Here is a 24,443-nt window from a genome sequence, read left to right on the forward strand (position 1 = left end):
TGGCGCTAGGCCTGCGGAATGGTCAGCGTCCGATCCAGCGGCGCGACGTCCGACTTCAGATTATTGACCCGTTTCAGATCGCCGACGCTGACCCCATAACGAGAAGCGATAGAGGACAGCGTGTCCCCACGGGCCACTTTATGTTTAGACGGCTTCTTCGCCGGCGTTTTCGCCTTGGCGACGGCGGTGACGGCGGCGGTTTTCCCCGCCGGCACCTTCAGGCGTTGCCCGACCCACACGCCGTCTTTCTTCAGTTTGTTCAGATCCCGCAGGGCCGCCATGGTGGTGCCGTAGCTGTCGGCGATGCCGGACAGCGTCTCCGCCCGCTTCACCACGTGGATCTGGGTCTTGCCGCTAACGCTGCGGCTCGCGCCGGCCGGGCTAACGATAGGCTCCGGCTGGCGCACGTCTGGTGTTGAGGTGTTAACCGCCGCTGCGACGTCCAGCGGTCGGTTTTCCACCTTTGGGTCGGCTTGCAGCGGATGCGCCAGGAAGTAGCTGCGCAGGCCGTTATGAATGGCCTTGGCAATCTTCTCCTGATACGCGCTACTGCCCAGCAGCCGCTCCTCCGTGCTATTACTGATAAATCCTGTTTCCACCAGCAGCGATGGAATATCCGGCGAACGCAGCACGCCCAGGCTGGCGTGTTCCGGCCGGCGTTTATGCAACGATCCGACGCTCTGCAGCTGCTGCAGCACCTTCACCGCCACATCGTACCCGACGCGCTGCGAGTGGCCGAACTGCAGATCCAGCACCGCCTGGCTCAGATAAGGGTCGGCCTGGCTATTGGCCAGCAAATCGCCGGCGCCGCCGAGCAGCTCAGACTGCTTCTCGTGCTGTTCCAGCCAGCCGGCCATTTCGCTGTTGGCGCGGCGGTTAGACAGCACCCAGACGGAAGCGCCGCTGGCGCTGCGGTTTGGCGCGGCGTCGGCATGAATGGAGACCAGCACGTTGGCGCCCTGTTTGCGCGCAACGTCGGAACGCCCCATCACCGAGATGAAATAGTCGCCGTTACGCGTCAGCACCGGTTTGAACTGCGGATCGGCGTCCAGCATCGCCTGCAGGCGGCGTGCGATGGCGATGGTGACATTCTTTTCTTTCAACCCGCTCGGGCCAATCGCCCCCGGATCCTGGCCGCCGTGGCCGGCGTCGATCGCCACCACCACCCGATCGCCGGAACCGGCGGAAACGCGGCTGCTGCGCGGCGTGACCTCAGTGGCGGTGCCTGCGACCACAGTCTGTTTTTGGGTAAAGGGATTCGATCCCGTCGGCGCTTTGCGCAGCGGCGGCTCCGGCGCTTCACGCACCGCAACCGGCGCCTGGCGCGGCGGTTGACTGACGGCGACCGGCGGAGGCGTTTGCACCGGCGCTTTACGCGCCACGATATTGGCGCCGCCTTCAGCCGAAATGGTGAACACCACGGTATGCACGCCGCCGTTCTGGCGAGTGGAAACGCGGGTTTTGGCGCGCTGGGTCAGATCAAACACCAGGCGCACGCTCTGAGCGTCTTTCGGCGCGCTGGAGCGAATGCTCTTCACCAGGTTTTGCCCGCTAAAGTTGAGCGGCAGGCCGCCGACTTTGCCCTTCTGGTTAACGTCCAGCACCACCCGTTCCGGGCCGTGCAGCGGGAAAAACGCATAGTCCGGCGGGCCATTGAAGCTCACCGACACCGTCGCTTCGCGTTGGGCGTTCGACACTTTGATATCGGACAGCGAGGACGCCGCCAGCGCGTTCAACGCGCCGAGCGGCCCCAGCACGGCGATCAGCATGATGACCGCAAATTTTTTCAACACCTGCGTCATTGCAGCATCATCCCTGTGATCCATGAATGCGGTCTAACAACTGGCTGCCGTATGCGGAAATCGCCTCAATCTTCGCCTCTCGCCCCTCGCCCTGATAGCCGAGGTGCAGCGCCAGGTCCGGCTCCGGCAGCACGCCGGTGCCCTGCTGCGGCCATTCGACCAGGCAGATGGCGTCTTGCGCGAAGTAATCGCGAATGCCCATGAATTCAAGCTCTTCCGGATCGGCCAGGCGATACAGATCGAAGTGATATACCGCCAAGGGCTGCAAGGCATAGGGCTCCACCAGCGTGTAGGTCGGGCTTTTGACGTTGCCCTGATGCCCCAACGCCTGCAAGAAGCCACGGCTGAAGGTGGTTTTACCGGCGCCCAGGTCGCCGTAGAGATAGATGACGCTGGCGCGATCGCAGGCCTTGGCCAAAGTGGTGCCCAAAGCGACAGTCGCTGCCTCGTCCGGCAGAGGTAAAACGAGTTCTTTCATTCGATAAAGTCTATTTTGCCCACTCAGGATTAACGAAATGAAGGATGTCCGGCAGTAAATCGGTCGCCAACATGCCTCTTGTTCCTTGTCTTTCCGCTACGCGATCGCCGGCCGCGCCATGCACGACGCAGCCCGCACAGGCGGCATCATACAGCGGGAGCTTTTGCGCCAGCAAACCGCCGATGATGCCCGACAGCACATCACCCATGCCGCCGGAGGCCATGCCGGCGTTGCCGACGTCGGCGATCGCCATCTGCCCCTGCTCATCGGCGATCAGCGTACCGGCGCCTTTCAGCACCGCCACGCCGCCGTAGCGCGCCGTCAGCTTGCGCACGGCAAGTAAGCGATCACTCTCGATGTCGGCAGTGCTGCAGCTCAACAGCCGCGCCGCCTCTCCAGGATGCGGAGTCATCACGCGATTCTGCCGTTTCTCGGGATTTAATGCCAGCAAGTTCAGCGCATCGGCGTCCCACAAGGCTGGTTTATCGCTGGTTTGCAGCACGCTCAAGGCGTTTTTGCCCCACTCAGCCTGGCCCAGCCCCGGGCCAATCACCAGCACATCCGCCCATTGCATCGCCTGCCGCAGCGTCGCCTCGTCGAGCGCCTGCGCCATCAGCTCCGGCCTGGCCGCCAGCAGCGGCGCAACATGATCAATGTGAGTAAGCACTCGCACCAATCCAGCCCCGCTGCGCAGCGCCGCCTCCGCCGCCATGCGAATGGCGCCACCGAAACCGCTATCGCCGCCCACCAACAGCAGGCGGCCATGCTCGCCCTTATGCGCGCAGGGGCGGCGCGGATGCAGCCAGCGCGGCAACACCTCGGCGGTAAGCCGCTGAATCTGCTCCGGTTGCTTCGCCAACCAACCCGATAAGCCTAGCGCATTCTGATGAAGTTGCCCGACCCAGTCGCGCGCCTGGCCGGTCAGCAGCCCCGGTTTGAGGCCGATGAACGTGACGGTGTGCGCGGCACGCACCACCGCGCCTGGCGCCGCGCCGCTTTCCGCCAGCAGGCCGGACGGGATATCGAGCGCCACCACCGGCGCCGAATGGCGGTTGGCGGCCTCGATCAGCGCGTCGTAAGGCGCACGCGGCGCGCTGCCAAGGCCAGTGCCCAGCAGGCCGTCGATAATGAGCGAAACAGACGCCGGCCAGCGGCTGTTCGCCGGCAGAATGTCGCCGCCTGCAGCTTGCCAGGCCTCGCGAGCCGCTGCGGCTTCCGGTGGCAAAGGGCGTGCGCCTTCGCAGGCGATCAGCGTCACCTGCACGCCCGCCGCCTTCGCCAGGCGCGCCACCACATAGCCGTCGCCGCCGTTGTTGCCGTGGCCACACAGCACCAGCCAGTGGTCGCGGGAGGGATACGCGTTGCGCGCCAGCGCGTAGGCTGCCTGACCGGCGCGCTGCATCAAATCGTAAAGAGAAATACCGAGCGAGGCCGCCGCCGCGGGTTCCGAACGACGGATCCAATCCGCAGGCCAGACAGAGTGTGGTAAACTATCAGCGTATGCTTTTTCACTGTGGCCCGTCATGACGCACCCCCTCGATCTCCATCAACTCGCCCAACATATCAAGCAATGGGGGCAATCGCTAGGATTCCAGCAGGTTGGCATCTGCGATACCGATCTGAGCCTTGAAGAGCCGAAGCTGCAGGCCTGGCTCGACAAGCAGTACCACGGCGAGATGGAATGGATGGCGCGCCACGGCATGTTGCGCGCACGCCCTCACGAACTGTTGCCGGGCACGCTGCGAGTGATCAGCGTACGCATGAACTACCTGCCGGCCAAGGCGGCGTTCGCCAGCACCTTGCAGAATCCGCAACTGGGCTACGTCAGCCGCTACGCGCTGGGGCGTGACTATCACAAGCTGTTGCGCCAGCGCCTGAAAAAGCTGGGCGATCAGATCCAGGAATACTGCGGCGAGTTGAATTTCCGCCCCTTTGTCGATTCTGCGCCGGTGATGGAGCGCGCGCTGGCCGCCAAGGCGGGCATCGGCTGGGTTGGTAAACACTCACTAATTCTCAACCGTGAAGCCGGGTCGTGGTTTTTCCTCGGCGAGTTGCTGATCGATCTGCCGCTGCCGGTGGATCAGCCGCAGGAAGAACAGTGCGGCCGCTGCGTCGCCTGCATCACCACTTGCCCGACCGGTGCCATCGTCGCCCCCTATACCGTCGACGCCCGGCGCTGCATCTCCTACCTGACCATCGAGCTGGAAGGTGCGATCCCGGAAGAATTCCGCCCGCTGCTCGGCAACCGCATCTACGGCTGCGACGACTGCCAGCTGATCTGCCCGTGGAACCGCTTTTCGCAGCTCACCGACGAAGACGATTTCAGCCCACGCGCCGCACTGCATGCGCCGCAGCTGATCGATCTGTTCAACTGGACAGAAGAAAAATTCCTGCGCATCACCGAAGGCTCGGCGATACGCCGCATCGGCCACCTGCGCTGGTTGCGCAATATCGCCGTGGCTCTGGGCAATGCGCCTTATGAGGACGGCGTCGTGCTCGCGCTGCGCACGCGTTTGGGCCAGGACAGCATGCTGGACGAACATATCCACTGGGCGCTGGCGCAACAGCTTGCTCGCCGTGAAGCGCAGGGCATCGAGGTGCAGACGGCACAGAAAAAACGGCTGATACGGGCTGTGGAAAAAGGTTTGCCGAGGGACGCCTGACGGCGTGCGCCGCGCGGCCGTATCACCGGCATCCTTACTCTGTGGATTTGTGCATAAAAATAAAAACACGTTGTCTTTCAACTGCAACAAAAAGAGCAAGTGATCGGCATAACGTTTTGGGATAAATAAATAAGCATATAAATCAAATAGATAAATATTTAATTTGTATGACGTTGATTTTTCAGGCAGGTGAGTTTATGTGCAGAGGCTGTGGATAACTCTGTTCACAACATTTTTACCGGGCGTGTAAAACGGGACAAAAATCCGCGCCGGATAAGGCGTTGGACTTGAATTTGAAACGAAGAGAAAATTGGAGCGGGAAACGAGACTCGAACTCGCGACCCCGACCTTGGCAAGGTCGTGCTCTACCAACTGAGCTATTCCCGCATAGAGATGCTTTCGGCATCCGGTCACCAAACACTGGCGTGACCTTTGAATTTTTGGAGCGGGAAACGAGGCTCGAACTCGCGACCTCAACCTTGGCAAGGTTGCGCTCTACCAACTGAGCTATTCCCGCGTCGCATAGGTACTGCTTGATACTGCTTTATTTATTCATCATGCCGCATCGCGACATTGTTGAATTTGGAGCGGGAAACGAGACTCGAACTCGCGACCCCGACCTTGGCAAGGTCGTGCTCTACCAACTGAGCTATTCCCGCCCGGCGTATCGATGGTGGAACGTTACGAAATTCTTCATCGGTACGGGGTGCGCATTATACGAGAAATCCTTTTTGCCGCAAGCCCCTGAAAGCAAAAAAACGCGATTTTTGTTTGATTGCCGATTAAAGCGCCAGATTGGCGAATTAAGCGGCTAAAAACGGCGTTTTTTCCCCGCAGGGGCCGCCATCGCCTTAAAGCTGAATGAAATGTTCGCGGTAATAAGCCAGTTCGGCCACCGATTCGCGGATGTCATCCAGCGCCTGATGGGTGCCCTGCTTCTTAAAGCCGCCGAGAATTTCCGGCTTCCAACGGCGTGCCAGTTCCTTCAGCGTGCTGACGTCCAGGTAGCGGTAATGGAAGTAGGCCTCCAGCTCCGGCATGTAGCGGAACAGGAAACGGCGATCCTGGCCCACGCTGTTGCCGCAGATCGGCGATTTGCCGGCCGGCACCCATTGCTGCAGGAAGGCGATGGTTTCCAGCTCGGCGGCGCGATCGTCCTGGCGGCTGGCTTTCACCCGCTCCACCAGCCCGCTACCGGTATGGGTGCGCACGTTCCACTCGTCCATCAAGGCCAGCTGCTCGTCGGATTGGTGCACGGCGATCACCGGCCCTTCCGCCAGGATGTTCAGGTTGGCGTCGGTGACCAGCGTGGCGATCTCGATAATGCGGTCACGCTCGGGATCCAGCCCGGTCATCTCCAAATCGATCCAAATCAGGTTATTTTCGTTTCCTGTCATGATGTTTCCTGCCTAAAAGCCGAGAGAAAAACGCTGTGCGGACGAGACGACGGGCGCCGCCGGTGGCAACGCGCCGCAGCCGGCGGCTAACAACGGTTATTTAATATAAAATAGCGTGTATCATAGTCTTTTTGGTCGCCTTGGGCGACATATACCCAGACGGGTTCAAGGCTGCGCCGGGGGCAACTCCCCGCCGCAGCTGTGCGTATACGTAAAGGTATAAAACCGATTCAAGTGAGGCGCAGTGAGTAAGAACAAACTGTCCAAAGGTCAGCAACGCCGCGTGCAGGCGAACCATCAGCGCCGTCTGAAGCGCGCCGATAACAAACCGGAACCGGATGATTCCCAGCTGGGCGAGCCGCAGGAAGGCGTCGTCATCAGCCGTTTCGGCATGCACGCCGACGTTGAGGCGCCGGATGGCACTCAGCACCGCTGCAACATCCGCCGCACGCTGCGTTCGCTGGTCACCGGCGATCGCGTGGTGTGGCGCCCCGGCCTGGGCACCCATGAAGGGGTGAAGGGCATCGTGGAAGCGGTGCACGAGCGCACCTCGGTGCTGACGCGCCCGGACTTCTACGACGGCGTGAAGCCGATCGCCGCCAATATCAATCAGATCGTCATCGTGTCGGCGATCCTGCCCGAGCTGTCGCTGAACATCATCGACCGTTATCTGGTGGCCTGCGAAACGCTCGAAGTCGAGCCGCTGATCGTGCTCAACAAAATTGACCTGCTGGACGCCGAAGCGCGCAAGCTGGTCGACGGCATGATGGATATCTATCGCAAGATTGGCTACCGGGTGCTGGAAGTCTCCAGCCAGACGCGGGAAGGCATGGCGGAATTCGAACAGGCGCTGGCCGGGCGCATCAGCATCTTCGCCGGCCAGTCGGGGGTCGGCAAATCCAGCCTGCTGAACGCGCTGCTGCCGCCGTCTGAAGAGCAAATTCTGGTAAATCAGGTTTCCGACGTCTCGGGCCTCGGGCAACATACCACCACCGCCGCGCGGCTGTACCACTTCCAGCACGGCGGCGACGTGATCGACTCCCCCGGAGTGCGCGAGTTTGGCCTGTGGCACCTGGAGCCGGAACAAATTACCCGCGGCTTTGTCGAATTCCGTGATTATTTAGGCGGTTGCAAATTCCGCGACTGTCGCCACGATACCGATCCCGGCTGCGCTATCCGCGCGGCGATGGAGAAAGGCGATATCGCGGAAGAGCGTTTCGACAACTACCACCGCATTCTGGAAAGCATGGCGCAGGTGAAGGTTCGCAAGAACTTCACGGACGCCGCAGACTGACACTGACGGGCGGGCATTGACGACGGCGGAGCCCTCGTTACAATGCGCGCCCTTTACCCTGATTCACGAGGTTAACGTGCTGGATAGCATCAAGATTAAACTGCAATATTGGCTGCCGAAGCTGGCGCTGACCCGCCTGGCGGGCTGGGGCGCCGACAAACAAGCCGGCTGGCTGACCCAACTGGTGGTCAAAACCTTCGCCCGCTACTACCGCGTGGACATGCAGGAAGCGCAAAACCCGGATCTGGCGTCTTACGCCACCTTCAACGATTTCTTCGTGCGCCCGCTGCGCGATGGCGCGCGCCCGATCGTCGCCGACGCCAACTGGCTGGCGCTGCCCGCCGATGGCGCCATCAGCCAGCTCGGCCCGATCCGCGAGGACCAAATCTTCCAGGCCAAAGGCCACCACTACAGCCTGGAAGCGCTGCTGGCCGGCAACTACCTGTTGGCCGAGCCGTTCCGCAACGGCCTGTTCGCCACCACCTACCTGGCGCCGCGCGACTATCACCGCGTCCACATGCCGTGTGCCGGCGTGCTGCGCGAAATGATCTATGTGCCGGGCGATCTGTTCTCGGTCAACCCGCTCACCGCCGCCAACGTGCCTAACCTGTTCGCACGCAACGAGCGCGTGATCTGCGTCTTCGACACCGACATCGGGCCGATGGTGCAAATCCTGGTCGGCGCCACCATCGTCGGCAGCATCGAAACCGTCTGGGCCGGCACCGTCACGCCGCCGCGCGAAGGCATTATCAAGCGCTGGACCTACCCGGCCGCTGGTGAAGAAGGCGCCATCGCGCTGGAAAAAGGCGCCGAGATGGGCCGTTTCAAACTCGGCTCCACGGTGATCAACCTGTTTACCGCAGGCAGCGTGCAGTTTGCGCCGCAGCTGCATAACGGCACCGTCACCCGCATGGGTGAAGCCTTCGCCGAAATCCCGGCCGCCGCTGAAACACCACAGACCCCGATCTAAAGGAATCGACGCCGTGCGCCTTTTCATCACGCTTTTGCTCGGTTGCCTGTTGTGGCAACCGGCGCTGGCCGCCCCCGTGCCGACCGAGACCCAGCTCAAACAGGAGCTGAAGCAGGCGGAAAGCAGCAAAAACGCGCCGAATCAGGCGGAGACCACCGAGGCGCTGCAAAGCGCCCTCAACTGGCTGACGGAGCGCAAAGAGTCGCAGACTCGCTCCGAGCAGTATCAGAGAGTGATCGACGATTTCCCGAAGATGACGCAGGAACTGCGCCGTCAGCTGGTGCTGGAAAGCAACAAGATCCTGCCGAACGGCGACGATCTGCCGGCCGCCGAGCTGGAACAGCAGATCCTGCAAACCAGCAGCCTGCTGCTGGAACAGGCGCGCCTGCTGCAGCAAGAGCAGGATCGCACGCGGGAAATCAGCGATTCGCTCGGCCAGTTGCCGCAGCAGCAGACCGAAGCTCGCCGTGCGCTGACGGAAGTGCAGCGCCGCCTGCAGGCGCAGCCTGCCAACCCGACCACGCCGTACGCGCAGGCCGCCCTGGCCCTGCTGCAGGCCGAAGCCGCGGCGCGCAAAGCCAAAGTGGACGAGCTGGAGCTGGCGCAACTGTCGGCCAACAACCGGCAGGAGCTGGCGCGCATGCGCGCCGAGGTCTATAAAAAGCGCCACGAGAAAATAGACGTGCAGCTGCAGGCGCTGCGCAACAACCTCAATGCCCAGCGCCAACGCGAAGCGGAACTGGCGCTGGAAAGAACCGAGCAGTTGGCCGAGCAGAACGGCGACTTGCCAAGAAGCATCAGCCAGCAGTTGCAGATCAACCGCGAACTGTCCGCTGCGCTGAACAGCCAGGCGCAGCGCATGGATCTGATTTCGTCGCAGCAGCGGCAGGCGGCGGCGCAGACGCTGCAGGTGCGCCAGGCGCTGAGCACCATCATCGAACAGGCCCAGTGGCTCGGCTCGTCGTCGGCGCTGGGGGAAACCCTGCGCGCCCAGGTGGCGACGCTGCCGGAAATGCCCAAGCCGCAACAGCTGGACGGCGACATGGCCCAGCTGCGCGTGCAGCGCCTGCAGTTTGAAAATCAGCTGGAAAAGCTGTCGCAGCGCGAATTCAAGCGCGACGACGGCAGCGCGCTGACCAGCCAGGAGCAACGCATCGTCGATGCCCAGCTGCGCACCCAGCGCGAGCTGCTCAACTCGTTGTTGTCCGGGTGCGACACCCAAATCCTCGAGCTGACCAAGCTGAAGGTGGCCAACACCCAGCTGATCGAAGCGTTGAACGAAATTCGCGACGCCACCCACCGCTATCTGTTCTGGGTGCCGGACGTCAATCCGATCAACTTCTCTTATCCGCTCAACGTGGCACACGATCTAACGCGCGTCCTGTCGTTGGACACGTTGTCGCAGCTCGGCGGCGCCTTCATGATGATGGTGACCAGCCGCGAAACGCTGATCCCGATCTTCGGCGCCCTGCTGCTGGTGATTTTCAGCATCAGCTCGCGCAAGCACTACCACGCCTTCCTCGAGCGCGCCAGCAGCCGCGTCGGCAAGGTGACGCAGGACGAATTCTTCCTCACGGTGCGCACCGTGTTCTGGTCGATTCTGGTGGCGATGCCGCTGCCGGTGCTGTGGGCCGCGCTCGGTTACGGCCTGCAAAGCGCCTGGAACTACCCGGTGGCGGAAGCGATCGGCAAAGGGGTGACCGCCACGCTGCCGATCCTGTGGATCTGCATGATCTGCGCCGCCTTCGCCCACCCGCAGGGGCTGTTCATCGTGCACTTCCGCTGGCCGGCGAAGCAGGTTTCGCGCGCCATGCGCTACTACAAGATGTCGATCTGGCTGATCGTGCCGCTGATCATGGCGCTGATCACCTTCGATAGCCTGAAAGAACGCGAGTTCGCCAATACGCTGGGGCGGCTGTGCTTCATCCTGCTGTGTCTGGCGCTGGCGCTGGTCACCCACAGCCTGAAACGCGCCGGCATTCCGCTGTATCTGGATAAAAACGGCTCCGGCGACAACATGCTCAACAGCGCCTTCTGGGGGCTGCTGCTGTCGGCGCCGCTGCTGGCGGCGCTGGCGTCGACCGTCGGTTACCTCACCACCGCGCAGGCGCTGTTGGCGCGCCTGGAGACCTCGGTGGCGATCTGGTTCCTGTTGCTGGTCATCTACCACATCATCCGCCGCTGGATGCTGATCCAACGGCGGCGCATCGCCTTCGATCGCGCCAAACAGCGCCGCGCCGACATCCTGGCCCAGCGCGCCCGCGGCGAAGACGAAACCTCGCACACCCCGAACAGCACCGAAGGCGCCATCGATCCGGACGATTCGGACTTCGATCTGGACACCATCAGCGCCCAGTCGCTGCGGCTGGTGCGGTCGATCCTGACGCTGATCGCGCTGGTGTCGGTGATCGTGCTGTGGTCCGAGATCCACTCCGCGTTCGCCTTCCTGGAAAACATCTCGCTGTGGGACGTGACTTCGACGGTCAACGGCGTGGAAACCGCCCATCCGATCACCCTCGGCGCGGTGCTGATCGCCATTCTGGTGCTGATCATCACCATGCAGCTGGTGCGCAACCTGCCGGCGCTGCTGGAGCTGGCGGTGCTGCAGCACCTGGATCTGTCGCCGGGCACCGGCTACGCCATCACCACCATCACCAAGTACTTGCTGCTGCTGTTCGGCGCGGTGCTCAGCTTCGCCTGGATCGGCATCGAATGGTCAAAACTGCAGTGGGTGGTTACCGCACTCAGTCTGGGGCTGGGCTTCGGCATGCAGGAGATCTTCTCCAACTTCATCTCCGGCCTGATCATCCTGTTCGAGAAACCGATCCGCATCGGCGACACCGTGACGATCCGCAACCTGACCGGCACCGTCACCAAGATCAATACCCGCGCCACCACCATTTCGGACTGGGATCGCAAAGAGATCATCGTGCCGAACAAAGCGTTCATCACCGAACAGTTCGTCAACTGGTCGCTGTCGGACACCCTGACCCGTGTGGTGCTGACCGTACCGGCGCCGGGCGAAGCCAACAGCGAGGAGGTGACCAAGATCCTGATGAACGCCGCCGAGCGCTGTTCGCTGGTGCTGGATAATCCGGCGCCGGAGGTTTACCTGGTCGATCTGCAACAGGGCATCCAGATCTTCGAGATGCGTATTTACGCCGCCGAGATGGGCCACCGCATGCCGCTGCGCCACGAGATCCACCAGCTGATCCTGGCGGGCTATCGCGAGCACGGCATCACGCTGCCGTACCCGCCGTTCCAGGTGCGCACCGAGACGCTGTCGCGGTTGACCAACAACGGCCGTACGCCGCCGTCTACGCCGGCGCCGAACACCAAGCGCGACGCCGGGGGGCTGTAAGCGCTTCTCGCGATAAAAAAAGGGTCGGCAAATGCCGACCCTTTTTGCTTTTTTCACCGCCTGAAACGTCAGGCGATCCCGACCGGGAAGGCCAACACGTCGCTCAGGCTCTCGGCGCCCAGCGCCAGCATCACCAGACGATCCACGCCCAGCGCTACGCCGGAACATTCCGGCATGCCGTGCTGCAATGCCGCCAACAGGTTGTAGTCGATCGGTTGCTGCGGCAGACCGCGCTCCGCGCGTTTGCGGTTGTCCTGCTCGAAGCGCTGCTGTTGTTCACGGCCGTCGGTCAGCTCGCGGAAACCGTTCGCCAGCTCAATGCCCTTGAAGTACACCTCAAAACGCTCCGCCACGCGGTGGTCTTCGGTGCTGATCTCCGCCAACGCCGCCTGGCTGGCCGGGAAGTGGTAAACGAACGCCGGCTTTTCACGGCCGATATGCGGTTCCACGCCCACGGTGAACAGCAGCTGCAGCAGCGTATCGCGATCTTCTTCGGTATCGGCGATGTTGCTCAGATCGAGTTTGGCCGCCGCTTCGCGCAGCTGCGCCTTCTCCGCCGACAGCGGATCGATGTCCAGATGGCGCAGGAACGCCTGCTGATAAGACAGGGTCTCCGCACTCTCGCAGTCCAGCACCTGTTGCAGCAGATCGTCCACCTCATTCATCAGGCGGTACATGTCGTAGTGCGGACGGTACCACTCCAGCATGGTGAATTCGGGGTTATGGTGCCGCCCGGCCTCTTCATTGCGGAAGCTGCGCCCCATTTGGTAGATCGGGCCGCTGCCCGCCGCCAGCAGGCGCTTCATGTGATATTCCGGGCTGGTCATCATGTATAGCGTCAGGCCCTCTGCCGCCCCCGGCCCGACGAAACGCGTCTCGAACGGGAATAGGTGAACGTCGGTGACCGTCGCCTGGCTCATGGTGGGCGTCTCAACTTCCAGCACGCCACGATCGGCGAAGAAACGCCGGATCTCAGCCAGAATCGCTGCGCGTTTCAACAAATTGGCGATGGGTGCACTAGGCTGCCAGCTTGCCGTTTCGCTCATGGTAATTAACTCCGAAATCAAACAGGGGATGCAGTCTACTCGCATCCTTGCAGCCAAACAAATTCTTCACGATGCGCAACCGGCCATAACGCCAATTTCCGATAAATAGGTGGCAAAAGCGCGTTAAAAAGGGTAAAGCACGCCGAACGCGCGAAAAGGCAGGCAAGCCTGTTGGGCAAGCGTTAATCGACAAAACAATCGATCACATCAAATTTCGACTACTTAACTTTAGGTATAGTTAATTCCCCATTATTGGTGGGAGATATCTATCCTTAACCTTTAAGCAACATTAATCGGTTCAATTAGTTAGCACCCGAAGAGTTCGCTAAATTTTAAGCATAGATATTTAACTTGCCGTTCTTAACAAGAACATTGGAGGAATGCAGTGCAAACCTTTAACGCCGATCTTGCCATTATTGGGGCCGGGGGCGCTGGTTTACGTGCAGCAATAGCCGCAGCGGAAGCCAATCCCCAACTAAAAATCGCGCTGATCTCTAAGGTCTACCCGATGCGCAGCCACACGGTCGCCGCCGAGGGGGGCTCCGCCGCCGTCACTCAGGATCACGATACCTTCGACTACCACTTCCACGACACCGTCGCCGGCGGCGACTGGCTGTGCGAGCAAGACGTGGTCGATCACTTCGTGCATCAGTGCCCGCGCGAGATGACCCAGCTCGAACAATGGGGCTGCCCGTGGAGCCGCAAACCGGACGGTTCGGTCAACGTGCGGCGTTTCGGCGGCATGAAGATCGAACGCACCTGGTTCGCCGCCGACAAGACCGGCTTCCACATGCTGCACACCCTGTTCCAGACCTCGCTGAAATACCCGCAAATTCAACGCTTCGACGAGCACTTCGTGCTGGATATCCTGGTGGATGACGGCCAGGCGCGCGGCCTGGTGGCGCTCAACATGATGGAAGGCACCCGCGTGCAGATCCGCGCCAACGCGGTGGTGATGGCCACCGGCGGCGCCGGGCGCGTTTACCGTTACAATACCAACGGCGGCATCGTCACCGGCGACGGCATGGGCATGGCGTTCCACCACGGCGTACCGCTGCGCGACATGGAGTTCGTGCAGTATCACCCGACCGGCCTGCCCGGTTCCGGCATCCTGATGACCGAGGGCTGCCGCGGCGAAGGCGGCATCCTGGTGAACAAAGACGGCTACCGCTACCTGCAAGACTACGGCATGGGCCCGGAAACCCCGCTGGGCGAGCCGAAGAACAAATACATGGAGCTGGGCCCGCGCGATAAAGTGTCGCAGGCTTTCTGGCACGAATGGCGCGCCGGCCGCACCATCGCCACCCCACGCGGCGACGTGGTCTACCTCGATCTGCGCCATCTGGGCGAGAAAAAGCTGCTGGAGCGGCTGCCGTTCATCTGTGAACTGGCCAAGGCCTATGTCGGCGTCGATCCGGTGAAAGATCCGATCCCGGTGCGCCCTACCGCGCACTACACCATGGGCGGCATTGAAACCGACCAGAACTGCGAAACCCGCATCAAGGGGCTGTTCGCGGTCGGCGAATGTTCCTCCGTCGGCCTGCACGGCGCCAACCGTCTCGGCTCCAATTCGCTGGCGGAACTGGTGGTATTCGGCCGCGTCGCCGGTGAGCACGCGGCGCGCCGCGCGCTGGAAACCGCGCCGGCCAACGGCGCCGCGCTGGATGCGCAAACCCGCGACGTCGAAACCCGCCTGAGCAACCTGATGAAGCAGGAAGGCAACGAAAACTGGGCGAAGATCCGCGACGAAATGGGGCTGTCGATGGAAGAAGGCTGCGGCATCTACCGCACGCCGGAGCTGATGCAAAAAACCATCGATAAGCTGGCCGAGCTGAAAGAGCGCTTCAAACGCGTCAAAATCACCGACAACACCAGCGTGTTCAATACCGATCTGCTGTACACCATCGAGCTGGGCTACGGCCTGGACGTCGCCGAATGCATGGCGCACTCCGCATTTAACCGCAAAGAGTCGCGCGGCGCCCACCAGCGCCTGGACGAAGGCTGCACCGAGCGTGACGACGTCAACTTCCTCAAGCATACGCTGGCGTTCCACAACCCGCAGGGCGCACCGCGTCTCGAATACAGCGACGTGAAAATCACCAAGCTGCCGCCGGCCAAACGCGTCTACGGCGCAGAAGCCGAAGCGCAGGAGAAAAAGAATAAGGAGCAGGCAAATGGCTGAGATGCAAACCCTGAAGATCGACGTCATGCGCTATAACCCGGAAAGTGACGCCGAGCCGCATTTCGTCACTTACGCCGTGCCTTATGATGAACAGACCTCGCTGCTTGATGCGCTGGGCTACATCAAGGATAACCTGGCGCCAGACCTCTCCTACCGCTGGTCTTGCCGCATGGCGATCTGCGGCTCCTGCGGCATGATGGTCAACCGCGTGCCGAAGCTGGCGTGCAAAACCTTCCTGCGCGACTACGTCGGCGGCATGAAGGTCGAAGCGCTGGGCAACTTCCCGATCGAGCGCGATCTGGTGGTGGACATGACCCACTTCATCGAAAGCCTGGAGGCGATCAAACCGTACATCATCGGCAACGATCGCAAACCGGAGGATGGCCCGAACGTGCAGACCCCGGCGCAGATGGCCAAATACCACCAGTTCTCCGGCTGCATCAACTGCGGCCTGTGCTACGCCGCGTGCCCGCAGTTCGGCCTCAACCCCGAGTTTATCGGCCCGGCGGCGATCACGCTGGCGCACCGCTATAACCTGGACAACCGCGACCACGGCAAGAAACAGCGCATGCCGCAGCTCAACGGCCAAAACGGCGTCTGGAGCTGCACCTTCGTCGGCTATTGCTCTGAAGTCTGCCCGAAACACGTCGATCCCGCCGCCGCCATCCAGCAGGGCAAGGTGGAGAGCGCCAAAGACTTCATGATCGCCATGCTGAAGCCGCAATAAGGGAGAAAAATTGCCATGACAACTCAACGTAAGCCCTATGTGCGCACCATGACGCCCACCTGGTGGCAAAAGCTCGGCTTCTACCGTTTCTACATGCTGCGCGAAGGCACCTCGGTGCTGGCGGTGTGGTTCAGCATCGTGCTGCTCTACGGTGTGTTCGCGCTGAAGGGCGGCGCCGAGAGCTGGGCCGGCTTCGTCGGTTTCTTGCAGAATCCGCTGGTGCTGTTGATCAACGTCGTCGCCCTGCTGGCGGCGGCGCTGCATACCAAAACCTGGTTCGATCTGGCGCCGAAGGCCGCCAATATCGTGGTCAACAGCGAGAAAATGGGGCCGGGCCCCATCGTGAAAGGGCTGTGGGCCGTCACCATCGTCGTCAGCGTGGTCATCCTGGCCGTGGCCCTGATCTAATCCGGAGGAAACATGATAAATCAAGCACCTAAACGCTCCGACGAGCCGGTTTTCTGGGGATTGTTCGGCGCCGGCGGCATGTGGGGCGCGATCGTCGCGCCGGCCATCGTGCTGCTGATCGGCATTCTGCTGCCGCTGGGGCTGTTCCCCGGTGAGGCGCTGGGTTACGAGCGCGTGCTGGCGTTCTGCCAGAGCCTGATCGGCCGCCTGTTCCTGCTGCTGATGATCATTCTGCCGCTGTGGTGCGGCCTGCACCGCATCCACCATGCGATGCACGATCTGAAGATCCACGTGCCGGCCGGCAAGTGGGTGTTCTACGGTCTGGCGGCGATCCTTAGCGTGGTCACCGTCATCGGCGTCGTCACGCTGTAAACCGCTCAGGCGGCCAACGCCCGTTGGCCGCCCTTTTCTCATCGGCTACACTGTCTACTCGCCCCCGGTAAACAGGAGTCACCGATGCGTTTATGGTCAAAGCTTAGCGTCATGCTTTCCGCCCTGCTCTCCGTCGCTTGCAGCGTCTCCCCGCCTAAAGACATCAAGGTCGTGACCCCTTTCGACAGCCAGCGCTATCTCGGCACCTGGTATGAGATTGCACGTCTGGATCATCGCTTTGAACGCGGTTTACAGCAGGTGACCGCCCACTACAGCCCGCGTGCCGACGGCGGACTGAAAGTCATCAATCGCGGCTTCAATCCGCAGAAACAGCAATGGCAAGAAAGCGAAGGCAAAGCCTACTTTATCGGTTCACCGCAGGTCGCGGCGCTGAAAGTGTCGTTCTTCGGCCCCTTCTACGGCGGCTATAACGTGATTGCCCTGGACCCGGACTACCGCTACGCGCTGGTTTGCGGCCCGAACCGCGACTATCTGTGGATCCTGTCGCGCACGCCGACGCTTGACGCCGCCGTGCGCGACCGTTTATTGCAGACAGCCAAAGGCTACGGTTTCGCCACCGACAAGCTGATCTGGGTGCAGCAGTCCGCCGATCAGTGACTGCTGAACTTCAACCCGAGGATGCCGACCACGATCAGGCACAGGCTGATGATGCGCGCGATATTGGTCGATTCCCCCAACAGCACCATGCCCATGATGGCCGCGCCCACCGCGCCGATGCCGGTCCACACCGCGTAGGCGGTGCCGGCGGGCAGCGTTTTCATGGCGTTGGCCAACAGCAACATGCTGACCACCATCGCGGCGATGGTGATGATGCTCGGCGTCAGCCGGGTAAAACCGTGGGTGTATTTCAGACCGATAGCCCAAACCACTTCGAGCAAACCGGCGATAAGCAGAATAATCCAGGCCATGAGACGGCCTCCCTACCACTGGGGTCGTCCCCGATAAAATGACGCGTAAACGGGTCGTCCCGTTCAGCGAGGTGATGCATGACGGGTAACCTCACCCGCACTGCGGCAGGATAGCAGCAGCGTTAACGCTCAGGCAAGGGATAGAAATGTGGCGGCTCTCCGCAGCCGGAACGCCGCCGGGTGGAATGCGGATTATTCCGCGCTGCGCTGAATAGCCTTGCCGCCGGCCTGAATGTCTTCACCCACACCTCGGGTGGTATTGCAGGCGGTCAGCGAGCTCAAAATCATCAAAGAGAAGATCGCGATAATACTTTTCTTCAGCATAAGAAAGTCCTTATTTGTCGTTGATGAAAAAGTACGGCTTTCTAAGCGTAGTCAAAATTGACGGAGGGTGTGGGATCGTGACCGGCTTTGTGGCGCAAATACATCGGGTTAAAGGCAGGATCAGCTGGCCGTGCGGGAGATGGCGCCGCCGAGATGCTGAACGTCTTCGCCGAAACCGCGAAACGTATTGCAACTGCTGAGGGAGAAAAGGAACAACAGGGAGAGCACGGCCAACAGCGTTTTCTTGAACATGCGGATTTTCTGCCAACGAACGAGGATGGGATAAAACAGAGGAACCGCGGGGGTTCCTCTGTTTTGAAACTTACTTAACGCGAGAGACGTATTCGCCAGAGCGAGTGTCAACCTTGATCACTTCGCCGATCTGGACGAACAACGGCACTTTTACCACGGCGCCGGTGCTCAGGGTCGCCGGCTTGCCGCCAGTCCCTGCGGTATCGCCTTTCAGGCCAGGATCGGTATCGGTGATTTCCGCTTCGATGAAGTTCGGCGGCTGAACGGCGATTGGACGGCCATCCCACAGGGTGATGATGCACTCTGCGTTATCCTGCAGCCATTTGGCCGCGTCGCCGACGGTTTTGCCGTCAACCTGATGCTGTTCGAAAGACTCAGGGTGCATGAAGTGGTAGAACTCACCGTCGCTGTACAGGTAGTTCATGTTGGTGTCCATCACGTCTGCGCCTTCGCAAGAATCGGTAGACTTGAAGGTTTTTTCCACGCGGGTGCCGGTCAGCAGACGACGCATTTTCACGCGTGCAAACGCCTGGCCTTTGCCCGGCTTAACGAACTCACTGGCTTCGACGGCGTAAGGTTCGCCCTCGAACATGATTTTAAGACCCGGACGGAAATCGTTGCTAGAATAAGTCGCCATGATGGCCCTCTGAATATTTGAACTGGTAGCTTAGCCAAAAAAATGGCACACATTATAACCCAAAGTACGGCACATAGAGAAGATTGGTTGCATCAACTCGCCGATGTTATTACCGATCCCGATGAATTACTGCAGCTTTTGTCACTGAATACGCACCCGGAACTGCCGCAGGGGCGCGATGCCCGCCGGCTGTTTGCCCTGCGCGTGCCGCGCGCCTTCGCTGCGCGCATGCGCCCCGGCGATGCCAACGACCCGCTGCTGCGCCAGGTGCTGACCGCCAGAGAGGAGTTCATCAACGCCCCAGGGTTCACCACCGATCCGCTCGATGAGCAGCGCAGCGTGGTGCCGGGCCTGCTGCACAAATACCGCAATCGCGCGCTGCTGCTGGTCAAAGGCGGCTGTGCGGTCAACTGCCGTTACTGCTTCCGCCGCCACTTCCCCTATCAGGATAATCAGGGCAACAAGAACAACTGGCGGCAGGCGCTGGATTATATCCGCCAACACCCGGAACTCGACGAAATCATTTTTTCCGGCGGCGATCCGCTGATGGCCAAAGACAGTGAGCTGGAGTGGCTGGTCGGCGAGCTGGAGACCATCCCGCACCTGAAACGCCTGCGCATTCACACCCGTCTGCCGGTGGTGATCCCGGCGCGCATTACGCCGGCACTGTGCCGCCTGCTGTCGGCCTCGCGCCTGCAGGTGCTGATGGTCACGCATATCAACCACGCCAACGAAATCGACCGCGAGCTGCAGAGTGCCATGGCTCAGCTGCGCCTCGCCGGCGTCACGCTGCTCAATCAAAGCGTGCTGCTGCGCGACGTCAACGATGACGCCGACACGCTGGCCGCGCTCAGCAACGCGCTGTTCGACGCCGGCATCCTGCCCTACTACATTCACGTGCTGGACAAGGTGCAGGGCGCGGCGCATTTCATGGTCAGCGACGATGAAGCGCGCGTCATCATGCAGGCGCTGCTGAGCAAGGTGTCCGGTTATCTGGTGCCGCGCCTGACGCGTGAAGTGGGCGGCGAACCGAGCAAAACACCGATCGACCTGCGCCTGATGCAGGAGTGATGCGCGCCACATGGCCTGATGGAACGAAAAGAGGAATGCCGTGGCATTCCTCTTTTTTTATCTCTGTGCGGCGTTTGGCCTCAGCGCCTTACGGGCACTTGTAAACCTGGCCGACCATTTTGCTGTCCAGCGGCGCGAAGCTGGAGAGCAGGTTCTGGCTTGGACTGTTGGCGCCGTAGATCACGTTGCCGCCCATTGCCGCCGCCTTGTTGCGCAGATCGTTGGCCGCACCGCGCATGGAGCTGCCCTCACCGCCATTGCCGGACAGCCAGTTGCTCTGGGTGCCGGTCACTTCCCCCAGCAGCTGGCATTCCGCCGCCGGCTTGCTGTCGGTGAACTTGATCTGCTGACCCGCAGCGGTCAGTTCATGAGTGGTGCTGCAACCCGCCAGCAGCACCGCTGCCGAAAGACCCAGTAAGGCTTTAATCCGCATCTTGTTCCCCATTCGATGTTGAGAATTACGCAAAAGCTTATCAGAAAGCGATGCCATCTCTTAAGCATCCGTTGCCGCGCGAGCAGGCCAACGTCTTGAGCGACAGCTGATGACTAACCAGTTTACCAGCTAAATCGCCCCGGGCGGCAAAAATATCATCAAATACAGAGCGGCGGCATTATACCCAGCCGGCACCGGCCGCCGAAGCCGACGCTTCCGGCTCTCCCGCCAGTTGGAATACCGCCACCGCCTGCGCCAGCAAGGCCGCATGCTCCTCCACGCCGACGGCGGTGGTCGCCACCTCTTCCACCAGCGCGGCATTCTGCTGGGTTACCTGATCCATCTGGGTCACCGCCACCCCGACCTGCTCAACGCCCTTGCTTTGCTCTTGCGACGCGTACGAGATGTTATCCATCAGCGACGTCACCTGGTTCACCGAGCCGACGATGGCATTCATCGTCTCACCCGCCTGTTCCACCAGCCGCACGCCGGCGGCGATATCGCCGGTGACGCCGTCGACCAGGCTGCTGATCTCCTTGGCCGAAGTCGCGCAGCGCTGCGCCAGATTGCGCACTTCGCCGGCCACCACCGCAAAACCCCGCCCCTGCTCCCCGGCGCGCGCGGCCTCGACGGCGGCGTTCAGCGCCAGAATGTTGGTCTGGAAGGCGATGCCGTCGATCACGCTGGTAATATCCCCCACCTGACGCGCGCTGTCGTTGATCGCCCGCATCTTGTCGACCGCGCTGGCCATCAGCGTTTCGCCGTTGCGGGCAATGCCGGCGGTCTGATTGACCATCCCGGCGGCCTGGTTGGCGTTATCGGCGTTTTGCCGCACCGTAGCGGTGATCTGTTCCATGCTGGCGGCGGTTTCCGTCAGCGCGCTGGCCTGTTCTTCTGTGCGGCTGGAGAGATCGGCGTTGCCGACGGCGATCTCATGCGTGCCGTGGTTGATCGACTCCACACCGTCACGCACCTGCTGCACGGTGGCGCTCAGCTCCTGCTGCATCGCCTGCAGGCTGGCGAACAGCATGCCAATCTCATCGTTGCTGCGCGCCACGATCTTGCTGCGCAGATCGCCACGCCCAACCTTTTGCAAATGTTCGGCAATCTGGCGCAGCGGCAGGATCAGGCGCCGGCGGAAATCACGCTGTACGGCGACCAGCAGCAGCAGGATCGCCGCCAGGGTGCCGCTCAGCAGGCGGGCGAACACTTTCTGAGTCTGCTCCGCCTCCTCCACCGCCAGACGGTGGGCGGCCACCGTGGCCCGCATGTAGTCGGCAAACTGGCCGTCCAACCGTTGGCGCACCTGACGCTTCTCGGCCGCCATGGCGTGCAGCCGTTCAATCAACGATGCCTGCGGCGTCTCGGCCAGCAGCGTCAACTCTTGCTTCAGCACTCTCTGCTGCGCCAGGTAGACCTTTTTCATCGCCTCGCCCAGCTCCGGGCGCGATACCGTCAGGCCCGGCGTATCCCAGAACAGATTGAAAGCGACATCGGCGCCGCGCAGCTCGCCGCGCGCCTCATCAATGCCCTGCTGAATATCGGCTCTGCTGGTCTGCGCCATACGCTCGAACGCCAGGTTGTCGATCAGCGTCTGCGTTTGCAGCAAGGAACGCCAGCTGCGGTTCAGCGCCGCTTCCTCGTCGGAGAAAGTGCTCATCCTGCCGATGCTGTTGCCGTTTTGCTGCATGAAATAGAAGGCGATGGCGCCGGTTCCCATGGGCATCAAGCCCAGCAGCAACAGCATCAACATCAACCAGGTGGCTATTTTCATATTTTTCAGCATAAGTCGTCTCCGTTGACAGTCACCCCGGCGGGGGAAAATTCCCCGCCCGGTAGGGGCTATATCGGTACGAAACGACAGCGGTTTAGGGCAAAAGCAAAATAATGCAATAATTCATTCAGTGAACTAATAACGCGCTAAACAAACATTCTTTTTATTGATTTTTAAGATAAAAAAACCCCGGTCGTTTGACCGGGGTTCTCAGCACACAAGCGTGTGGGGGATGATTACATCATGCCGCCCATACCGCCCATGCCACCCATGCCGCCTGCTGCGCCCAGATCCGGTGCGTCAGCCTTCGGCAGGTCGGTGACCATGCATTCGGTGGTGATCATCAGGCCAGCCACGGAAGCCGCGTACTGCAGAGCAGAACGGGTCACTTTGGTTGGATCCAGGATACCCATCGCGATCATGTCGCCGTATTCTTCAGAGTAAGCGTTGTAGCCGTAGCTGCCTTCGCCCGCTTTCACCTGGTTGGCGATAACGGAAGCTTCTTCACCGGCGTTAACCACGATCTGACGCAGAGGGGCTTCCATTGCGCGCAGCGCAACTTTGATACCCACGTTCTGGTCTTCGTTGTCGCCTTTCAGCGCGGCGATTTTGCCTGCAACGCGGATCAGCGCGACGCCGCCGCCGGCAACCACGCCTTCTTCCACTGCAGCGCGGGTTGCGTGCAGGGCGTCTTCAACGCGGGCTTTCTTCTCTTTCATTTCAACTTCAGTCGCTGCGCCAACCTTGATAACGGCAACGCCGCCGGCCAGTTTCGCTACGCGCTCCTGCAGTTTTTCACGATCGTAGTCAGAGGTCGCTTCTTCGATCTGCTGACGGATCTGAGCAACGCGGCCCTGGATGGTCGCTTCGTCGCCCACGCCATCGATGATGATGGTGGTGTCTTTGTTGATGACAACGCGTTTCGCCTGACCCAGGTCTTCCAGGGTGGCTTTTTCCAGCTCCAGACCGATCTCTTCAGAGATAACGGTACCGGCAGTCAGGGTCGCGATGTCCTGCAGCATGGCTTTACGACGGTCGCCGAAGCCAGGCGCCTTAACGGCAGCCACTTTCACGATGCCGCGCATGGTGTTGACCACCAGGGTCGCCAGCGCTTCACCTTCTACGTCTTCAGCGATGATCAGCAGCGGTTTGCCTGCTTTGGCAACGGCTTCCAGCACCGGCAGCATTTCGCGGATGTTGGAGATCTTCTTGTCAGCCAGCAGGATGAACGGGCTTTCCAGCTCAACAGAACCGGTTTCCGGCTTGTTGATGAAGTATGGGGACAGGTAACCGCGGTCGAACTGCATACCTTCAACCACGTCCAGCTCGTCTTGCAGGCCGGTGCCTTCTTCAACGGTGATAACGCCTTCTTTGCCCACTTTCTCCATCGCTTCCGCGATCAGTTTACCCACGGTTTCGTCGGAGTTGGCGGAGATGGTGCCTACCTGAGCGATAGCTTTGGAATCGGAGCAAGGTACGGACAGTTTTTTCAGTTCTTCAACCGCAGCGACAACCGCTTTGTCGATGCCGCGCTTCAGATCCATCGGGTTCATGCCGGCAGCAACCGCTTTCAGGCCTTCGGTGATGATGGATTGAGCCAGTACGGTTGCCGTGGTGGTGCCGTCGCCCGCCGCGTCGTTCGCTTTGGAGGCCACTTCTTTCACCATCTGTGCGCCCATGTTCTCGAACTTGTCTTCCAGCTCGATTTCACGCGCAACGGAAACGCCGTCTTTGGTGATGGTCGGTGCGCCGAAAGATTTATCCAGCACTACGTTGCGGCCTTTCGGGCCCAGGGTCACTTTTACTGCATCAGCGAGAACATTCACGCCACGGAGCATTTTCACGCGAGCGTCATTGCCGAATTTTACGTCTTTAGCTGCCATTGGTATTTCCCTTCAACTCGTTCAGTTCAGAAGATAAAGCGCAATTACGCTTCAACAATTGCCAGAATGTCGCTTTCGGACATGATCAACACTTCTTCATTGTCGATCTTCTCTGCTTTCACGCCGTAGCCGTCGTTGAAAATCACGATATCGCCAACTTTCACATCCAGCGGTTGGATGTTGCCGTTTTCCAGCACACGCCCTTTACCCACTGCAACCACTTCACCGCGAGTGGATTTACCCGCAGCAGAGCCAGTCAGGACGATGCCGCCAGCAGATTTTGATTCAACTTCTTTGCGCTTGACGATAACGCGGTCATGCAATGGACGAATACTCATTGAACGCTCTCCTGTAAGAAGGTCTCTATCAGATTTAGGGTTGTACACCGGATGGTTGTTATTACCGGCCTCGTGGCATTTGAGATGGGGGCGTTCCAGCCC

Annotated in this window: 23 protein-coding genes and 3 tRNA genes; 10 read left to right on the plus strand and 16 right to left on the minus strand. The window is 60.8% G+C overall.

Going from position 1 to position 24,443, the window contains the following annotated elements:
- Positions 1-5: 5 nt before the first annotated feature.
- The 3 genes from amiB to nnr are packed head-to-tail and all read right to left on the minus strand — an operon-like array spanning position 6 to position 3,805.
- Positions 6-1,802, minus strand: a complete 1,797-nt coding sequence (gene amiB, locus ACJ8QF_RS20490) for an N-acetylmuramoyl-L-alanine amidase AmiB (RefSeq protein WP_004929933.1) — start codon at positions 1,800-1,802, stop codon at positions 6-8.
- 7 nt (positions 1,803-1,809) lie between these two features.
- Positions 1,810-2,280, minus strand: coding sequence for a tRNA (adenosine(37)-N6)-threonylcarbamoyltransferase complex ATPase subunit type 1 TsaE (gene tsaE / locus ACJ8QF_RS20495; protein WP_015376387.1), 471 nt, complete (start codon positions 2,278-2,280; stop codon positions 1,810-1,812).
- A 10-nt stretch (positions 2,281-2,290) separates the two neighbouring features.
- Complete coding sequence (nnr, locus tag ACJ8QF_RS20500; protein ID WP_131164170.1) at positions 2,291-3,805, minus strand: bifunctional ADP-dependent NAD(P)H-hydrate dehydratase/NAD(P)H-hydrate epimerase; 1,515 nt, start codon at positions 3,803-3,805, stop codon at positions 2,291-2,293.
- Here nnr and queG point away from each other — a divergent pair.
- Positions 3,804-4,943, plus strand: a complete 1,140-nt coding sequence (gene queG, locus ACJ8QF_RS20505; protein WP_004929927.1) for a tRNA epoxyqueuosine(34) reductase QueG — start codon at positions 3,804-3,806, stop codon at positions 4,941-4,943. The two genes, nnr and queG, sit on opposite strands and share 2 nt — an antisense overlap.
- Before the next feature lie 311 nt (positions 4,944-5,254).
- Here the strand turns inward: queG and ACJ8QF_RS20510 are convergent.
- From ACJ8QF_RS20510 to orn, 4 genes are all read right to left on the minus strand, one after another.
- A tRNA-Gly gene (locus tag ACJ8QF_RS20510) sits at positions 5,255-5,330 on the minus strand.
- Positions 5,331-5,384: 54 nt separating this feature from the next.
- Positions 5,385-5,460 (minus strand) — tRNA-Gly (locus tag ACJ8QF_RS20515).
- A gap of 66 nt (positions 5,461-5,526) precedes the next feature.
- Positions 5,527-5,602: transfer RNA gene (locus ACJ8QF_RS20520), tRNA-Gly, on the minus strand.
- Positions 5,603-5,794: 192 nt separating this feature from the next.
- A complete protein-coding gene (gene orn / locus ACJ8QF_RS20525) occupies positions 5,795-6,340 on the minus strand; it encodes an oligoribonuclease (protein WP_004929689.1) in 546 nt (181 codons plus the stop codon).
- A 244-nt stretch (positions 6,341-6,584) separates the two neighbouring features.
- Between orn and rsgA the strand changes: the two genes are divergently transcribed.
- From rsgA to mscM, 3 genes are all read left to right on the plus strand, one after another.
- On the plus strand, positions 6,585-7,634 hold the full coding sequence (gene rsgA, locus ACJ8QF_RS20530; protein WP_004929686.1) for a small ribosomal subunit biogenesis GTPase RsgA: 1,050 nt from the start codon (positions 6,585-6,587) through the stop codon (positions 7,632-7,634).
- Between the two features lie 76 nt (positions 7,635-7,710).
- Positions 7,711-8,604, plus strand: coding sequence for an archaetidylserine decarboxylase (gene asd, locus ACJ8QF_RS20535; RefSeq protein ID WP_442537805.1), 894 nt, complete (start codon positions 7,711-7,713; stop codon positions 8,602-8,604).
- A gap of 13 nt (positions 8,605-8,617) precedes the next feature.
- Entirely contained in the window at positions 8,618-11,965 is a 3,348-nt protein-coding gene (mscM, locus tag ACJ8QF_RS20540) for a miniconductance mechanosensitive channel MscM (RefSeq protein ID WP_442537806.1), read from the plus strand.
- Between the two features lie 68 nt (positions 11,966-12,033).
- Here mscM and epmA read toward each other — a convergent pair whose 3' ends face one another.
- On the minus strand, positions 12,034-13,011 hold the full coding sequence (gene epmA / locus ACJ8QF_RS20545; RefSeq protein WP_004929681.1) for an elongation factor P--(R)-beta-lysine ligase: 978 nt from the start codon (positions 13,009-13,011) through the stop codon (positions 12,034-12,036).
- 385 nt (positions 13,012-13,396) lie between these two features.
- On the opposite strand from epmA, the gene frdA reads away from it, so the two are divergent.
- The 5 genes from frdA to blc all read left to right on the plus strand — a co-directional run bounded on the left by frdA (position 13,397) and on the right by blc (position 17,318).
- Entirely contained in the window at positions 13,397-15,193 is a 1,797-nt protein-coding gene (gene frdA / locus ACJ8QF_RS20550; protein ID WP_033631602.1) for a fumarate reductase (quinol) flavoprotein subunit, read from the plus strand.
- Positions 15,186-15,920 (plus strand): succinate dehydrogenase/fumarate reductase iron-sulfur subunit, encoded by a 735-nt coding sequence (locus tag ACJ8QF_RS20555; RefSeq protein WP_004929676.1) that lies wholly within the window; start codon positions 15,186-15,188, stop codon positions 15,918-15,920. The genes frdA and ACJ8QF_RS20555 overlap by 8 nt, the downstream gene beginning before the upstream one ends.
- A gap of 15 nt (positions 15,921-15,935) precedes the next feature.
- A complete protein-coding gene (frdC, locus tag ACJ8QF_RS20560) occupies positions 15,936-16,328 on the plus strand; it encodes a fumarate reductase subunit FrdC (RefSeq protein ID WP_004929673.1) in 393 nt (130 codons plus the stop codon).
- 12 nt (positions 16,329-16,340) lie between these two features.
- Positions 16,341-16,700, plus strand: coding sequence for a fumarate reductase subunit FrdD (gene frdD, locus ACJ8QF_RS20565; RefSeq protein ID WP_042783508.1), 360 nt, complete (start codon positions 16,341-16,343; stop codon positions 16,698-16,700).
- An 84-nt stretch (positions 16,701-16,784) separates the two neighbouring features.
- Entirely contained in the window at positions 16,785-17,318 is a 534-nt protein-coding gene (gene blc, locus ACJ8QF_RS20570) for an outer membrane lipoprotein Blc (protein WP_004929670.1), read from the plus strand.
- On the opposite strand, the gene sugE is transcribed toward blc, so the two are convergent.
- The 4 genes from sugE to efp form a co-directional block, all read right to left on the minus strand.
- Positions 17,312-17,629 carry a quaternary ammonium compound efflux SMR transporter SugE gene (sugE, locus tag ACJ8QF_RS20575; protein WP_004929669.1) on the minus strand — a complete coding sequence of 106 codons (318 nt, stop codon included), beginning with the start codon at positions 17,627-17,629 and terminating at the stop codon, positions 17,312-17,314. The genes blc and sugE overlap by 7 nt on opposite strands.
- A gap of 192 nt (positions 17,630-17,821) precedes the next feature.
- A complete protein-coding gene (locus tag ACJ8QF_RS20580) occupies positions 17,822-17,953 on the minus strand; it encodes an entericidin A/B family lipoprotein (RefSeq protein ID WP_004929668.1) in 132 nt (43 codons plus the stop codon).
- 120 nt (positions 17,954-18,073) lie between these two features.
- Positions 18,074-18,205 (minus strand): entericidin A/B family lipoprotein, encoded by a 132-nt coding sequence (locus ACJ8QF_RS20585; RefSeq protein WP_004929667.1) that lies wholly within the window; start codon positions 18,203-18,205, stop codon positions 18,074-18,076.
- Positions 18,206-18,275: 70 nt separating this feature from the next.
- Positions 18,276-18,842, minus strand: coding sequence for an elongation factor P (gene efp / locus ACJ8QF_RS20590; RefSeq protein ID WP_004929666.1), 567 nt, complete (start codon positions 18,840-18,842; stop codon positions 18,276-18,278).
- A gap of 42 nt (positions 18,843-18,884) precedes the next feature.
- Here efp and epmB point away from each other — a divergent pair, with 42 nt between their 5' ends.
- Entirely contained in the window at positions 18,885-19,913 is a 1,029-nt protein-coding gene (gene epmB, locus ACJ8QF_RS20595; RefSeq protein ID WP_004929665.1) for an EF-P beta-lysylation protein EpmB, read from the plus strand.
- A gap of 88 nt (positions 19,914-20,001) precedes the next feature.
- Here epmB and ACJ8QF_RS20600 read toward each other — a convergent pair whose 3' ends face one another.
- The 4 genes from ACJ8QF_RS20600 to ACJ8QF_RS20615 form a co-directional block, all read right to left on the minus strand.
- The gene (locus ACJ8QF_RS20600) at positions 20,002-20,346 is read right to left on the minus strand and encodes a DUF4156 domain-containing protein (protein WP_004929664.1); all 345 of its coding nucleotides are present in this window, start codon (positions 20,344-20,346) and stop codon (positions 20,002-20,004) included.
- 178 nt (positions 20,347-20,524) lie between these two features.
- Positions 20,525-22,132, minus strand: coding sequence for a methyl-accepting chemotaxis protein (locus ACJ8QF_RS20605; protein ID WP_442537807.1), 1,608 nt, complete (start codon positions 22,130-22,132; stop codon positions 20,525-20,527).
- Positions 22,133-22,356: 224 nt separating this feature from the next.
- Positions 22,357-24,003, minus strand: a complete 1,647-nt coding sequence (gene groL, locus ACJ8QF_RS20610; RefSeq protein ID WP_004929662.1) for a chaperonin GroEL — start codon at positions 24,001-24,003, stop codon at positions 22,357-22,359.
- A 44-nt stretch (positions 24,004-24,047) separates the two neighbouring features.
- On the minus strand, positions 24,048-24,341 hold the full coding sequence (locus tag ACJ8QF_RS20615) for a co-chaperone GroES (protein WP_004929661.1): 294 nt from the start codon (positions 24,339-24,341) through the stop codon (positions 24,048-24,050).
- Between the last annotated feature and the right edge of the window lie 102 nt (positions 24,342-24,443).

It is taken from the genome of Serratia sp. CY81684, from assembly GCF_052166595.1.
Classification (GTDB): Bacteria; Pseudomonadota; Gammaproteobacteria; order Enterobacterales; family Enterobacteriaceae; genus Serratia; species Serratia nematodiphila.